Raw genomic sequence first — 14,795 nt, 5'->3', positions numbered from 1 at the left:
CGGTCTGCGCGACGAGAAGCTGTGCTAGCGTGGCCCGCAGTCCAGAGAGTCTGCCATGTCCAACAGCCCCCGCCGCACCAAGATCCTCGCCACCCTCGGCCCGGCCACCGATCCGCCGGGCGTGCTAGACGCGCTGCTGACCGCCGGCGTCGACGTGGTCCGACTCAATTTCTCCCATGGCGATCCGTCCTCGCAGATCGCGCGCGCCGCCGCGGTGCGCGAGGCCGCGCAGCGGGTCGGCGTGGAGGTCGGCATCCTGGCCGACCTGCCGGGTCCGAAAATCCGCATCGAGCGTTTCGCCGAGGGCCGGGTGCTGCTCAAGGCCGGCGACCGCTTCGACTTGGTCGCCAGCATCGATGCGCCACCGGGCAGCCTGCGCGAGGTCGGGGTGAGCTACCTGGACCTGCCCAAGGACGTGAAGCCCGGCGACGTGCTGTTGCTGGACGACGGCCTGCTGCAGCTGCGCGTGGGTGCGGTCGAAGGCCAGCGCATCGTCACCACCGTACTCAACGACGGCGCGCTGTCGGATCGCAAGGGCTTGAACAAGCAGGGCGGCGGCCTGTCGCTGGGCGCGCTGACCGAGCGCGACAAGGAGCTGATCGGCGTGGCCGCCGAAATCGGCGTGGACTTCATCGCGGTGTCGTTCTGCCGCAATGCGCAGGACATGAACGACGCCCGCGCGATCGCGCGCGCCGCCGGCTGCGACGCGGCGCTGGTGTCCAAGATCGAGCGCGCCGAGGCGATCGAGAACCTGGCCGAAATCGTGGAAGCCAGCGACGTGGTCATGGTCGCGCGCGGCGACTTGGGCGTGGAGATCGGCGATGCCGAGCTGCCCGGCCTGCAGAAGAAAATCATCCGCGAGTCGCTGGCGCGCAACCGTGTGGTGATCACCGCCACCCAGATGCTGCAGTCGATGGTCGACAGCCCCATCCCGACCCGCGCCGAGGTGCTGGACGTGGCCAACGCGGTGATCGACGGCACCGACGCGGTGATGCTGTCGCAGGAGTCCGCGGCCGGCCGCTACCCGATCAAGGCGGTCGAGGCGATGGCGCGCATCTGCCTGGGCGCCGAGCGCCAGTTCGACCACGACACCGACTTCGAGGCCGCGCCGCGCAATCTGCAGCGCGCCGACCAGGCCATCGCGATGGCGGCGATGTTCCTGTCCGAGCACATCGGCGTGCGCGCGATCGTGGCCATGACCGAATCCGGCGGCACCGCGCGTTTCCTGTCGCGATTCCGCTCCAATGCGCCGATCTACGCCTTCTCGCGCCACGACGGCGCGCGCCGGCGCATGGCGCTGATGCGCGACGTCTATCCGATCGAGTTCGACAGCCGTGGCCTGGCCTCGCGCGACGCCGCCCGCAGTGCGGTCAAGCAGTTGTTCGACACCGGCAAGCTGGCGATCGACGAGCGGGTGATCTTCACCAGCGGCGACACCATGGAGCAGCACGGCGCCACCAACACCCTGCGCCTGCTGCAGGTGGGCGAGGGTGGCTGCGCGACGGGTCTGGGCGAACTGTGACGGCGGGCGGGCCGGCTCGCCGGCCCGCCACGCGGTGGCGGCAGGAATCGTGCCCTGTAACCGGTTACCCGGCATGCCTGCGCTAAGTCGTTGATCCGGCGAGCGCCGCAGCGGGGCAGGCTTCATCGGCAGCCGCTATAATTGCGGGCTTCCCACCGCTTCAGCAGGACGTCCATGAGCATCGAACAGCTTGCCGAAACCGCCCAGGCCATGGTCGCCGCGGGCAAGGGCATCATCGCCATCGATGAGTCCAACGCCACCATCGCCAAGCGTTTCGCCGGCGTCGGCATCGAGAACAGCGAAGAACAGCGCCGCGCCTACCGCGAGCTGCTGCTGAGCACGCCCAAGCTGGGCGACTACATCTCCGGCGCGATCCTGTACGACGAAACCATCCGCCAGTCCACCAAGGCCGGCGTGCCGTTCACCAAGCTCATGGCCGACAACGGCATCATCCCGGGCATCAAGGTCGACAAGGGCCCGCAGCCGCTGGCCGGTTTCCCGGGCGAAGTGGTCACCGAGGGCCTGGACGGCCTGCGCGCGCGCCTGGAGGAGTACTACAAGCTCGGCGCCCGTTTCGCCAAGTGGCGCGCGGTCATCAACATCGGCGACGACATCCCCTCGGGCACCTGCATCGAGGCCAACAGCCACGCCCTGGCGCGCTACGCCGCGCTGTGCCAGGAGCAGGGCCTGGTGCCGATGGTGGAGCCGGAAGTGATCATGGACGGCAGCCACGACATCGACACCTGCTTCGAAGTCACCGAGGTCGTGCTGCGTTCGCTGTTCGGCGCGCTGTACGAGCAGAGCGTGATGCTGGAAGGCACCATCCTGAAGGCTTCGATGGTGCTGCCGGGTTCGACCAGCGGCGAGCAGGCCAGCGTCGAGGAAGTCGCCGCCGCCACCCTGCAGTGCCTGAAGTCGACCGTGCCGGCGACCCTGCCGGGCATCGTGTTCCTGTCGGGCGGTCAGTCCGACGAGGCCGCGACCGCGCACCTGGACGCGATGAACCGCATGGGCCCGAATCCGTGGCCGCTGTCGTTCTCCTACGGCCGCGCCATGCAGTCGGCCGCGCTCAAGCTGTGGTCGCAGGACCTGGTCAACAACGTCGCCTCGGCGCAGCAGACCGTGTTCGCGCGTGCGCGCGACAACGGCCTGGCCGCGCTGGGCCAGTGGAAGTCGGCTGCGTAATCGCGACCGAACCGCTGTTTCGAAAACGCCGGCCTCGCGCCGGCGTTTTTTTACCCGCCAACGCGCCTGTTCCCTTCTCCCGCTTGCGGGCGAGGGTGGCGCGCAGCGCCGGATGAGGGCGCGCGCCGCTCCATTACGCCGGCGGTCCCGAGCCGGATCTGGGTGCGGCACGCATGCGCCATTGCCGTGGGTCCACGCCCCGCATAGCCCAATCTGGCTAGCCCAGCCGCCCACCGAAGCCGGGTAGACTGGCCGCAGTCGATGCAGGAGGCAGCGCGCATGGCCGAGTCGAAGAAGGTCGCCATTTCCCCCGAGGCCGCCGCCGCGGTCGCGCGCGGCGATTTGATCACGGCGATCAAGTTGGTGCGCGACAGCAACGGCAAGATCGAGCTGAGCCTGGCCAAGGAGGCGGTGGACGCCTGGAAGAGCAGCCGGCCGTTGCCCAGCACGAACGCCGCCGCGACCGTGGTCGCGGCGAAGGCGGCCGCGAACGCCGGACTGCCCGCCGCCGCTCTGCTGGCGCTGTCGCAAGGCAAGACCCTGGAGGCGATCAAGGTCCTGCACAACACGGGCATGGACCTGCGCAGCGCCAAGGAGCGCATCGAGGCGCATATGCAGGCGCATCCGAAGGCCGCGGCGACGCGCCCGCACCATGTCGCCGGCACCCGCCAAACCGTGACGGTGACGCGCACCCCGACCGTGCAGCACGACGACAGCGACCGCCGCGTGGTGGTCTATGCCTTGGCGGCGGTGGCGGTCGCGCTGGTCGCCTATGCGTGGGATGCGGGCTGGTTGTAAGCCCGCCACGTGCGCATCCGCCATGCGTGGCTGCGTCGCGATGATGCGGTTCGCTGCGCTCACCGCATCCTGCGAGGTCGAGGCGACGCCGGTATCGCTACTCCTCGCCGCGCGTCACCGTAGCCGGACGCTTCGCCGCCGAGCGCTCGGCCATGCGCCGGTCGATCGCGTCCAGGCCCAGGTCGGACGCGGTCTTGAGCGCGCAGAACACCAGCAGCGCGGCGGTGCCCTGGCCGCCGGCGCCGAACAGGATGGTCAGATGCATCGGCAGCACGCGCAGGTAGGGCGTGAACATCAGCGCGCCCAGGTTGGGTCGGCCGCGCAGATCGGCCGCGTGCTGGACCTCGTAGGTCTTGCGCTGAGAGAGCGCGAACGACACGCCGCAGGCGGCCAGCACCAGCCAGTCGAACGCGCCGCTCACGCGGTGCTGGACGAACAGGAACGCGAGATAGCCCAGGTGGAAGAAGCCGTAGTGCAGCACGAAGAAGTGCGCGGTCGATCGCTTGCCGGCCTCGGTTTCCGGCACGCGCTGGCCGCCGGAGGTGAAGCCTTCGGTGCTGAACTCGCGCAGCGACAGCATGCGCAAGCGCGCGTAGTAGCCGACGATCACGCTCTGGATCCAGTACGCCCACAACAGCCAGCCCACGTTCCAGCCCAGCGCCAAGGCCGCGACCAGGGTCGCGGCGTTGGACAGCAGCAGGTTGCGGGCCGAAGGCGCCATCCGCGACGGGTTCAGGGCAGGCCGGCCAGCCACTCGTCGTCGGAGCCTTCGTTGACGCCCTCGAACAGGATGGTGCTCAGGTAACGCTCGCCGGTGTCGGGCAGCATTGCCAGGATCACCGAGCCAGGCGCGGCGCCTTTGGCCACTTCCAGCGCGGCGGCGGTGGTGGCGCCGGCGGAGATGCCGACGAACACGCCTTCCTCGGCCGCGAGCCGGCGCGCGGTGTCGCGCGCGAGCAGGTCGTCCACCGGCAGGATCGCGTCGGCGGCCTGCGGGTTGAGCACTTCGGGCACGAAGTCCGGGGTCCAGCCCTGGATCTTGTGCGGCTGCCATTCCTTGCCGCTCAGCAGCGACGCGCCGGCCGGTTCGGACACGGTCACGCGCACGTCCGGGCGCGCCAGCTTCAGCATTTCGCCGACGCCGGTCAGGGTGCCGCCGGTGCCCCAGCCGGTGACGAAATGGTCGAGTCGGCGGCCGGCGAAGTCCTGCAGGATTTCCGCGGCGGTGGTCTGGCGGTGATAGGCCGGATTGGCCGGATTCTGGAACTGGCGGGCGAGGAACCAGCCGTGGCGCTGGGCCAGTTCCTCGGCGCGCCGGACCATGCCGCTGCCGCGTTCGGCGGCCGGGGTCAGGATCACTTTGGCGCCGTAGGCGCGCATCAGTTTGCGGCGCTCGACCGAAAAGGTTTCCGACATGGTCGCGACGAACTTGTAGCCGCGCGCCGCGCACACCATCGCCAGCGCGACGCCGGTGTTGCCGGAGGTCGCCTCCACCACGGTGTCGCCGGGCTTGAGCAGGCCGCGCGCCTCGGCGTCGAGAATGATGGCGATCGCCAGACGGTCCTTGACCGAGCCGCCGGGGTTGAAGGATTCGACCTTGGCGTACAGGGTCACGTGCGGCGGTGCGATGCGGTGCAGGCGCACGATCGGCGTGCGGCCGATGGTGTCGAGGATGCTGTCGTGGATCATGGCGGGAGGCTCCTGGGGGGAAGGGCAGTGAGCGTGGACAGGGCGAACGGGGCCGGCCACCGTCGCCGACGGCACCGGCCCGATGCGGGGCCGCGATGCGACCCGCCACATTCGGCAAACCTTACACGCGATGGACGGCGCAAGCCGGCCACGCCAGCGGTCGCGCGCCCCGTCCGCGTCAACCTTTGGCCCACGCGAACGTTAACGCAGGGCCGCTAGAATCGACCGGCTGGGCCCGGTGCGCCCGTGACGGCCGCCGCTCCAGTCCCCTCAGTACCCCGTTCAGAGAACCGCATGCGCCTTGCCCCCGGATTCCGTGCAGCTTGCACCCGCGCCAGCTGCGCGCTCGTCGTCGTCTTCGCCGTCGCGGCCTGCGGCAAGGGCGAGAAAGGCCAGCCAGGCGGCGGTGGCGACCGCCCGGTACCGGTGACGATCCAGGCGGCCGCGATGCGGCCCTGGAACGACACCGTGCAGGCCCTGGGCAACGTCAAGGCGCGTGAATCGGTGACGGTGACCGCCAAAGTCAGCGAGACCGTGCAGCGCGTGCATTTCGAAAGCGGCGACGTGGTCGCCGTCGGCGCGCCGCTGGTGACGCTGACCGGGCAGGTGCAGCAGGCCGCGCTGGAGCAGGCGCAGGCCACCGCCAAGGAAGCCGAAAGCCTGTACCAGCGCCAGACCGAACTGGCCGGGCAGCAGCTGATCGCGCGCTCGGCGCTGGACACCCAGCGCGCCACCCGCGACGCGGCGCGCGCGCGCGTGGCGCAGATGGCCGCCGATCTCGACAACCGCGTGATCCGCGCGCCGTTCGGCGGCGTGCTCGGCATCCGTCAGGTCAGTCCGGGTTCGCTGGTCACGCCGGGCACGGCCATCGCCACGCTCGACGACACCGCCCGCGTCTACGTCGACTTCCCGGTGCCGGAAACGCTGCTGGCCAACATCGGCGTCGGCCAGCACCTGGCCGGCACCAGCGCGGCCTATCCGGGCCGCGCGTTCGAAGGCCAGGTCAGCACCGTGGATGCGCGCGTCGATCCGGCCACGCGCGCGATCACCGTGCGCGGCGATTTCGCCAACGCCGACCGCGCGCTGCGGCCGGGCATGCTGGTGCAGATCACGCTGGACCGTCCGCAGCGCGAGGCGCTGCTGATCCCGGAAATTTCGGTGGTGCAGGTCGGCAACGATTCCTACGTGTTCCGGGTCAAGGCCGACGGCACGGTCGAGCGCGCCGACGTCAAGATCGGCACCCGCCGCGAAGGCCTGGCCGAGATCGTCGAAGGCCTGAAGGCCGGCGAGCGCGTCGTGGTCGACGGCACCGGCAAGCTGCGCCCGGGCAGCAAGGTGACCGAGGGCGGCGCCAAGCCGGCGCCGGCCGCCAAGGGCGCCGGCGATGCGTAAGCGCCTGCGCATGCACCGCACCGTCCGCGCGCCGCGGAGCTGAGCGACGATGAACATTTCCGATCTCTCGATCCGCCGTCCGGTGTTCGCCACCGTGATGAGCCTGCTGCTGATCACCCTGGGCGTGATGGCCTTCTCGCGCCTGACCCTGCGCGAGTTGCCGGCGATCGATCCGCCCATCGTCTCGGTCGACGTGACCTATCCGGGCGCGTCGGCGGCGGTGGTGGAAACCCGCATCACCCAGGTGCTGGAAGACGCGCTGGCCGGCATCGAAGGCATCGAGACCATCGAATCGCGCAGCGTCAACGGCCGCGCCTCGATCAGCATCGAGTTCACCCTGCAGCGCGAGATCGAGGCCGCCGCCAACGACGTGCGCGACGCGGTCAGCCGGGTCACCAACCGTTTGCCTGAGGAGGCCGACCCGCCGCAGATCGAGAAGGTCGAAAGCGACGCCGATCCGATCATCTGGCTCAACATGAGCTCCAAGCAGATGGACACGCTGCAGCTGTCCGACTACGCGGAGCGTTACGTGGTCGACCGCCTGTCCTCGGTGGACGGCGTGGCCCAGGTCCGCATCGGCGGCCAGCAGCGCTACGCGATGCGCATCTGGTTGGACCGCGACGCGCTGGCTGCGCGCGACATCACCGTCAACGAAGTCGAGGCCGCGCTGCGCGCCGAGAACGTCGAGCTGCCGGCGGGCCGCATCGAATCGCAGTCGCGCGACTTCACCCTGCGCGTGGCGCGCAGCTACCAGAAGCCCGAGGACTTCGCCCAGATTCCGCTGCGCAAGGGCGCCGACGGCTACGTGGTGCGGCTGGGCGACGTGGCCAAGATCCAGCTGGATTCGGCCGAGCGCCGCGCCTATTACCGCAGCAACGGCGAGCCCAACATCGGCCTGGGCATCGTCAAGACGTCCACCGCCAACAGCCTCGACGTGGCGCTGGCGGTGCGCAAGGCCGCCGACACCATTCGCCCGTCGCTGCCGCAGGGCACCGACATCTTCGTCGCCTTCGACACCACGGTGTTCATCGAATCGGCGGTGGAGCGCGTCTACCACACGCTGGCCGAGGCCATCGTGCTGGTGCTGATCGTGATCTGGTTGTTCTTGGGCAGTTTCCGCGCCGCGCTGATTCCGGCGGTGACGGTGCCGGTGTGTCTGATCGCGGCGTTCATTCCGCTGTACCTGTTCGGTTTCTCGATCAACCTGCTGACGTTGCTGGCGCTGGTGCTGTGTATCGGCCTGGTGGTGGACGACGCGATCGTGGTGCTGGAGAACATCCAGCGCCGCGCCGACCTGGGCGAACCCAAACTGGTGGCCGCCGCGCGCGGCACCAAGCAGGTCGCGTTCGCGGTGATCGCCACCACCGCGGTGCTGGTGGCGGTGTTCCTGCCGGTGGGCTTCATGGAGGGCAACACCGGGCGCCTGTTCCGCGAGTTGTCGGTGGCGCTGGCCGGCGCCGTGGCGATCTCGGCGTTCGTGGCGCTGACGCTGACGCCGATGATGTCGTCCAAGCTGGTGCGCCCGCACAAGGACGAGAAGTCCAACCCGATCAACCGCTGGGTCAACGCGCGACTGGACGGCGTCAGCCGCCGCTACCGGCGCTGGCTGGACCGCAGCGTCGAGCGGCCCTGGCTGTTCGGCATCCTGATGCTGGTCGCGATCGGCTTGAGCTACGGCCTGTTCCGTTACGTGCCCTCGGAACTGGCGCCGCCGGAAGACCGCGGCTCGTTCCAGATTTCCATCCTCGGCCCGGAAGGCGCCGGCTTCGACTACACGGTCAAGCAGGTGCAGCAGGTCGAGAAGATCGTCGCCGCGCACGTCGGGCCGGACCAGACCATCCAGCGCTACAACCCGCGCGTGCCCGGCGGTTTCGGCGCCAGCGAGGAAATGCACACCGGCCGCATCGCGGTGTTCCTGCAGGACTGGGACAAGCGCGATGTGAGCACCGCGCAGGTCGCCGACAGCCTGCGCGGCGAGCTGGGCCAGCTGACCGGCGTGCGCGCCTTGCCGCAGGTCAGCGGCGGCCTGGTGCGCACGCGCGGGCAGCCGATCCAGATCGTGCTGGGCGGCCCCGAGTACGCAGAACTCGCGCAGTGGCGCGACAAGCTGCTGGCGCGCATGGAGCAGAACCCCGGGTTCTTCTCCGCCGATTCCGACTACAAGGAAACCCGGCCGCAGATGCGCGTGGAGATCGACCGCCAGCGCGCCGCCGATCTGGGCGTCAGCGTGACCGACATCGGCCATGCGCTGGAAACCATGATGGGCTCGCGCCGCGTCACCACCTTCGTGCAGAACGGCGAGGAATACGACGTGATCGTGCAGTCCGACCGCGCCCTGCGCGCGTCGCCGGCCGATCTGGCCGCGATCCAGGTGCGCGCGCGCGACGGCGGGCTGGTGCCGTTGTCCAACCTGGTCACGCTGCAGGAACTGGCCGAGCCGGGCAGCCTCAACCGCTTCAACCGCCTGCGCTCGATCACCATCAGCGCCGGCCTGGCGCCGGGCTACCGCATGGGCGATGCGATCACCTGGCTCAACCAGGCCGTGCAGGAAGAACTGCCGGATCAGGCGCAGATCGACTGGAAGGGCGAATCGCGCGAATACCAGGCCGCCGGCGGCGCGGTGCTGCTGACCTTCGCGCTGGCCTTGCTGGTGGTGTACCTGGTGCTGGCGGCGCAGTTCGAGAGCTTCATCCATCCGTTCGTGATCATGCTGACGGTGCCCTTGGGCGTGCTCGGCGCGCTGATCGGCCTGGCCCTGACCGGCGGCACGCTCAATCTGTTCAGTCAGATCGGCATCGTCATGCTGGTCGGTCTGGCGGCCAAGAACGGCATCCTGATCGTCGAGTTCGCCAACCAGCTGCGCGACGAAGGCCGGGCGATCCACGAGGCCATCGTCGAGTCCTCCGCGGTGCGCCTGCGCCCGATCCTGATGACCTCGATCGCCACCGTGGTCGGCGCGCTGCCGCTGGTGCTGGCCGGCGGTCCCGGTTCGGCCAGCCGCGCGACCATCGGCGTGGTGGTGATCTTCGGCGTGTCGTTCTCGACCCTGCTGTCGCTGTTCATCGTGCCCGCGTTCTACGTGCTGCTGGCCAAGTACACCAAGTCGCCGGAAGCGGTGGCGCACGAGTTGGAAAAGCTGGAACGCGAAACGCCGCAGGCCGGCGGTCACGCCTGAGGTCGTGCGGGGGCGGCAGGCGCCGCTCCCGCGCTATGGCCGCGCTTCAGACCCGTTCCAGCACCCGCCCGCTCTCGCAGTCGCGCATCCGCTCGAGGATGCGCAAGGCCTCGGTCTTGCCGGCCAGCGCATCGGGCCATAGCAGGCACAGGTCGTCGTCGAATTGCAGGCAGTCGCGGCCGCTGGCGTTCAAGCGCAACTCGACCGCGCGCTCGCCGACGCGGATGCGGTCGGCGCCGCCGTAGCCGCTGCGGCTCTGGTCGTCGCGCTCCAGATAGATCGCGTCCATGCCGTGTTCGCGGTCCTGCGGCTCGACTTCAAAGGCGCAGACGATATGCAGCACGTCCAGGGGGTTGTCGGGCGAGACGAAGCCCAGGCTCACCCAGAGGCAGTCGTCGTCGCCGCAATGGACTTCCTCGATCCGATAGGTCTTCACTCCGGGCTCCCCGCCGCTGGCCTGGTTTGCAGCACGACGGTCGCACATTTAGGCTAGTCGCATGAACCCCGCCACCCGCGTCGCCAGCCTGCCACCGGCAGGCGAGGGCTACGTCCTGCGCCCGTGGCGCGGCGACGACCTCGCCAGCCTGCTCGCGCATGCCGACGACGCGCAGGTGGCACGCGGCGTCAGCGACCGCTTCCCGCACCCGTACACGCGCGCCGACGGCGAGCGTTTCCTGGCCGGCGAGGTGGTGAACTTCGCCCATCCGGTCTATGCGATCGAAGTCGCCGGGCAGGCCTGCGGCGGGATCGGCGTGCGGCCGGGCGAGGGCGAGCGCCGTCACGGCGCCGAACTCGGCTATTGGCTGGGGCGCGCGCACTGGAACGGCGGTCTGATGACGCGCGTGGTCGGCGCGTTCGCGCCCTGGGTCATGCGCGAGCTGGCCCTGTACCGCCTGTGCGCGACGGTGTTGGACAGCAACCCGGCGTCGGCGCGGGTGCTGGCGAAGAACGGTTTCATCGAAGAGGGCGCGCAACGCTGCGCCGTGGTCAAGTACGGCGAACTGCACGATCTGCGCGTGTTCGCCAAGGTAAGAAGGAGTCTGCAAGATGCGCCGTGATCCTCCCGGTAATCCTCCCCGTGGTCCGCGTCCGCCCGGTGGCGGCGATCCCTGGCGACGCGAAGGCGGCCGCGACGAGCGCGGGCCCGGGCGCGAACGTTCCGGTTCCGAGCGCTCCGGTCCGGATCGGCCGGGTTCGGATCGGCCCGCGCCCGAACGCGGCGCGCGCGACGAACGCGCCGGCGGTCCCTGGTCTGGCCGCGGCGAACGCGGCAGCGGCGAGCAGCGGCCGCGCGGCGGCGAACGCGAACGCAGCGGCACCGCGCCGCACGGCCGCGACACGCCCTGGCGCGAGCGCCCGCCGCAGGCCGCGCGCGGCGAACGCATGCCGCCGCAACGCTACGACGAGCGGCCGCAGGCGCCGCGTCCGCCGCGCGGCGCGGGGCAGGGGTTCCAGGTCGGCGAGCGTCTGGACGAAAGCCAGTTGCAGGGCGAGGCCGCACCGCGCCGCGCGCGCGACGTCGAGCTGCGCCTGTACGGCCTCAATGCCGTGCGCGCTACCTTCGCGCGCCGCCCACAGGCGATCCGCAAGCTGTATCTGACCGAAGCCCGCATCCCGGCCTTGCAGCCTTTGCTGGCCTGGTGCGTGGCCCAGCGCGTCGGTTACCGCGTGGTGGAGGAGTCCGATCTAGACAAACTCGCCGCCAGCAGCCACCACGAGGGCGTGGTGGCCGAAGTGCTGCGTGAGGAACCCCTGTCGGTATCGGCCTGGCTGCGCGATCTGCTCGCCGGCCCGCAGGCCGCGCTGTGGCTGGACGGCGTCGGTAATCCGCACAACCTGGGCGCGATCCTGCGCGCCGCCGCGCATTTCGGCGTGTCGGCGGTGCTGCTGCCCAAGCACTCTGCGCTGGCGCTGTCCGGCGCGGCCGCGCGCGTGGCCGAGGGCGGCGCCGAGGCGGTGCCGATGGTGCGATTGGGGCGCGAGGACAACGCGTTCGCGCAACTGCGCGGCGCCGGCTTCAAGCTGGCCGCCACGGTGGTGCGCGGCGGCAGCGATCTGTTCGCCACGGCGCTGCCCGAACGCCTGATCTATGTGATCGGCGCCGAGGGCGAGGGCATGGACCGCGAGCTGGCGGCGGCCTGCGATCTGCGTCTGTCGATTCCGGGCAGCGGCAAGGTCGAGAGCCTCAACGTCGCCGCGGCGACGGCGGTGTTTCTGGCGGCGTGGGCGTCGCGGGGGAGTTAAAAGCGAATCCCCCTCAATCCCCCTTTTTCAAAGGGGGAAGACAAGCAAAGGCGGCATAGGTGTCCCCCTTTGACGTTCCCCCCTTTGAAAAAGGGGGCTAGGGGGATTTGCTCTTGCTTCTGCTCTCGCACCCACCTCATCCCAAACGCCGAATCGCATCCAACACGCCCGCATACGCCTCGCCCTGTTCGGGGTGGGCGATCATCGCGCGCAAGCACACCGCCGTCGCGGCTAATTGCAACGACTGCAAAGCCTCGTGGTAGGCCGATTCGTTGATGCCGTGCAGCGCCGCCTGCATCGCATCGGCCACGCAGCGCGCGGCGTAGGAAAAGTCGCCGGCGTGGTCGAGCGTGCTGTGCAGATTCAACTTCAACGCATCGACGATCTGGCTGTTGACGCCGCCGGCCGTGGCCGCGGCCTTCAGTTCCACCGCGGCTTGTTGGGTCGCCGCCACCAGCGGCTCCCCGGCGCTGACGGCCACGTCGGCGGTGGTGTCCAGCGAATAGATCTGCATCACGCCCTGGTTGGCTGCGGCCTGCATCAGCGTGTTCTGTTGCTGCTGCGCGGCGACCGCGTTCTCGAACAGGATGCCGGTGGAGTGGGCGAAGCTCTGATAGATCGAACCCATCGCGATCGCCGGCGCTTCGCCGATGACTTTGACGTTGCTTTGGGTGATGGAGTCGGTGATCTGATCATTGACGGCGGTCGGGAAGGACATGGCGGTTTCCTGGTCGGTGGATGGGCGTTCCTTGCGCGGTCCAGTCTAAGCGCCGCGCAACGCCGCCAGGGGGCGATTGTGAACCGCCGCGACCGCCGGCTTGGCGCCGAGCGACGAACGGTAACTCAGTCCGCCAGCCCGCGTTGCGGCGAGTAGTCGGTGAGCTGCAGCGTGCGGTCTTGGATGCCGTCGACGAAGCGGCCGTGGCGCGCGCCCGTCTCTTTCTTGATCGCCGCCCATTCCGGGTCGGCCATGAACGCGTCCCAGGCCGACTTCATCGCGGCCGCATCCGGCCATTGCAGCAGGTAGACGAACTCGGTGCCGGCGTCCGACTTCGCCTGCCAGGTGGCGACCACGTCGAAACGGTGGCGGGCCATGATCCGCAGCGCATGGTCGCGGAAGCGGTCGTGGAAGGGGCCTTCGTTGCCGGCGTGGACGCGGTAGATGCGCAGCTGATGGATCGGCGTGGCCGCGCCGGCGGTTTCGGTTTCCGCGCGTGCCGGCGGCGGCGCGAGCGCGCCGGTCAACAGGGCCAGGGCGAGCAGACAGCGGTACGGCGGGGAAGCGGCTTGCATGGCGGCGGACCTCGATAACGGCGCCGGCGTTGCGCCGGCGCCTCAAGGAAAAACGCGGGCCTTACTCCGCCGGCGGCGTGACCGCCTTGGGCTGGCTGCCGAAGTCGCCATCGGCGGACGCGGCCAGGTACGCGAACACCGCGTACGCGGCGACGTTCTGCGCCAGGGCCTGCGGATCGATCTTGTCGAAGGTGTCGTCGGGCGTGTGGTGCAGGTCGAAGTAGTCGCTGCCGTCCTGCGCCAGACGCGCCCAGGCCATGCCCTTCTCGGCGATGGGGCCGATGTCCGGGCCTGGGCCGCCGGTGCCCGGCGTGTAGGCGATGCCCAGCGGCGCCAGCGCTTCGGCGATCTGCTTGTCGGCGGCCAGCGCGTGCGCGGGTGCCGAGCTGGAATAGGCGTAGATGCGGCCGGCGCCGAAGTCGCTCTCGGCGCCGATCTGATGCTTGGCCACCGCCTTGGCGTGTTCGGCCGCATAGGCCTTGCCGCCGTACAGACCCTGTTCCTCGTTGGCGTAGGCGATCACGCGCACGCTGCGCGCCGGGCGCTGCTTCATCTCGCCGATCAGCTTGCCCGCGGCCATGGTCAGGCCGACGCCGGCGCCGTCGTCGATCGCGCCGGTGCCCAGATCCCAGGAGTCCAGGTGCCCGCCGATCACCACCACTTCGTCGGGCTTCTTGCTGCCGCGGATCTCGCCGATCACGTTGTGCGAGGTGGCCGTGCCGTTCCAGCCGCAGTCCAGCGCCACGCGCACCTTCACCGGGCCCTTGGCGACCAGGCGCGCGAGCTGGTCGGCGTCGGGCGCGGCCAGGGCGGCGGAGGGGATCGGGGTCAGGCCTTCGTCGAAGCGGGTGATGCCGGTGTGCGGCGCGCGGTGCGAATCGGTGCCCGCAGAACGCATCAGCATCGCGGCCGCGCCGGCGCGGATCGCCGCCGACGGCGCGCGGCTGCGCACACGCGAACCCGGGCCGTAACCGGCGCCGTCGCGCGCGCGCTGCATGCGGTAGTCGACGAAGGCGATCTTGCCGGCCAGCGAGCCGGCCGGCGCCGCTTCCAGCGCCGCCAGGTCGGCGAAGCGCACGATCTCGCCCTCGACCGTGCCGCCCGGGCTGCCGCCCAACGCGGTCAGGGTCAGCGGCTGGCCGTGCGCGCCCAGGACGGCGGCGTGTTCGCTGCGGCGTTCCCATTTGGGAAACGTCACAGGCTCCAGCCAGACCTTGTCGTAACCCAGCTCGCGGAACTTGGCCTGCGCCCAGGCGACCGCGCGTGCGTCGGCCTCGCTGCCGGCCAGGCGCGGGCCGACTTCGGTGGTCAGCGATTCGGTGATGCGGTAGCCCAGGTCGCTGGCCAGCGCGCGCTCGCGCAGCTGCGCGACGTTGGCGATCGCGGCCTCGGGGATGCGGGTTTCGCGCTCGGCGGCGAACAGCGGGCCGGCCAACGACGAGACGGACAGGACGACGGCCATGGCCGCCCACAACGGTGCACGCATTCCCAACTCCC

Annotated in this window: 12 protein-coding genes and 1 pseudogene; 7 read left to right on the top strand and 6 right to left on the bottom strand. The window is 70.1% G+C overall.

What is annotated here, in order from left to right; translation table 11 throughout:
- The first annotated feature begins 55 nt into the window (after window positions 1–55).
- From pyk to LVB77_RS17810, 3 genes are all read left to right on the top strand, one after another.
- On the top strand, window positions 56–1,522 hold the full coding sequence (gene pyk, locus LVB77_RS17820; protein ID WP_232907401.1) for a pyruvate kinase: 1,467 nt from the start codon (window positions 56–58) through the stop codon (window positions 1,520–1,522).
- Between the two features lie 174 nt (window positions 1,523–1,696).
- Window positions 1,697–2,707 carry a class I fructose-bisphosphate aldolase gene (locus LVB77_RS17815; RefSeq protein WP_232907400.1) on the top strand — a complete coding sequence of 337 codons (1,011 nt, stop codon included), beginning with the start codon at window positions 1,697–1,699 and terminating at the stop codon, window positions 2,705–2,707.
- 279 nt (window positions 2,708–2,986) lie between these two features.
- Window positions 2,987–3,505, top strand: a complete 519-nt coding sequence (locus tag LVB77_RS17810) for a hypothetical protein (RefSeq protein ID WP_232907399.1) — start codon at window positions 2,987–2,989, stop codon at window positions 3,503–3,505.
- Between the two features lie 97 nt (window positions 3,506–3,602).
- Here LVB77_RS17810 and LVB77_RS17805 read toward each other — a convergent pair whose 3' ends face one another.
- Both LVB77_RS17805 and cysK read right to left on the bottom strand, forming a co-directional pair.
- Window positions 3,603–4,226, bottom strand: a complete 624-nt coding sequence (locus LVB77_RS17805) for a DUF6498-containing protein (RefSeq protein WP_232907398.1) — start codon at window positions 4,224–4,226, stop codon at window positions 3,603–3,605.
- Between the two features lie 11 nt (window positions 4,227–4,237).
- Complete coding sequence (gene cysK, locus LVB77_RS17800) at window positions 4,238–5,194, bottom strand: cysteine synthase A (protein ID WP_232907397.1); 957 nt, start codon at window positions 5,192–5,194, stop codon at window positions 4,238–4,240.
- Between the two features lie 294 nt (window positions 5,195–5,488).
- Here cysK and LVB77_RS17795 point away from each other — a divergent pair, with 294 nt between their 5' ends.
- Both LVB77_RS17795 and LVB77_RS17790 read left to right on the top strand, forming a co-directional pair.
- On the top strand, window positions 5,489–6,586 hold the full coding sequence (locus LVB77_RS17795; RefSeq protein WP_232907396.1) for an efflux RND transporter periplasmic adaptor subunit: 1,098 nt from the start codon (window positions 5,489–5,491) through the stop codon (window positions 6,584–6,586).
- Window positions 6,587–6,635: 49 nt separating this feature from the next.
- Window positions 6,636–9,761 (top strand): efflux RND transporter permease subunit, encoded by a 3,126-nt coding sequence (locus LVB77_RS17790; RefSeq protein WP_232907395.1) that lies wholly within the window; start codon window positions 6,636–6,638, stop codon window positions 9,759–9,761.
- Between the two features lie 46 nt (window positions 9,762–9,807).
- Here the strand turns inward: LVB77_RS17790 and LVB77_RS17785 are convergent, their stop codons facing one another.
- Window positions 9,808–10,197 (bottom strand): Imm10 family immunity protein, encoded by a 390-nt coding sequence (locus tag LVB77_RS17785; RefSeq protein ID WP_232907394.1) that lies wholly within the window; start codon window positions 10,195–10,197, stop codon window positions 9,808–9,810.
- 61 nt (window positions 10,198–10,258) lie between these two features.
- On the opposite strand from LVB77_RS17785, the gene LVB77_RS17780 reads away from it, so the two are divergent.
- Both LVB77_RS17780 and LVB77_RS17775 read left to right on the top strand, forming a co-directional pair.
- A complete protein-coding gene (locus tag LVB77_RS17780; protein WP_232907393.1) occupies window positions 10,259–10,819 on the top strand; it encodes a GNAT family N-acetyltransferase in 561 nt (186 codons plus the stop codon).
- Between the two features lie 325 nt (window positions 10,820–11,144).
- Window positions 11,145–12,005, top strand: coding sequence for an RNA methyltransferase (locus LVB77_RS17775; RefSeq protein WP_232910349.1), 861 nt, complete (start codon window positions 11,145–11,147; stop codon window positions 12,003–12,005).
- 478 nt (window positions 12,006–12,483) lie between these two features.
- On the opposite strand, the pseudogene LVB77_RS17770 reads toward LVB77_RS17775, so the two are convergent.
- The 3 genes and pseudogenes from LVB77_RS17770 to LVB77_RS17760 form a co-directional block, all read right to left on the bottom strand.
- Window positions 12,484–12,723 (bottom strand): annotated as a pseudogene (locus LVB77_RS17770) (RebB family R body protein); the annotation flags it as partial.
- Between the two features lie 125 nt (window positions 12,724–12,848).
- Window positions 12,849–13,298 (bottom strand): NIPSNAP family protein, encoded by a 450-nt coding sequence (locus LVB77_RS17765; protein ID WP_232907392.1) that lies wholly within the window; start codon window positions 13,296–13,298, stop codon window positions 12,849–12,851.
- A gap of 61 nt (window positions 13,299–13,359) precedes the next feature.
- Window positions 13,360–14,760 carry a M28 family peptidase gene (locus tag LVB77_RS17760; protein WP_232910347.1) on the bottom strand — a complete coding sequence of 467 codons (1,401 nt, stop codon included), beginning with the start codon at window positions 14,758–14,760 and terminating at the stop codon, window positions 13,360–13,362.
- Window positions 14,761–14,795: the final 35 nt, after the last annotated feature.

It is taken from the genome of Lysobacter sp. 5GHs7-4, assembly GCF_021284765.1.
Classification (GTDB): Bacteria; Pseudomonadota; Gammaproteobacteria; order Xanthomonadales; family Xanthomonadaceae; genus Lysobacter.
The sequence above is the reverse complement of the archived record's forward strand: the minus strand, read 5'-3'. Positions and strand labels throughout refer to the sequence as shown.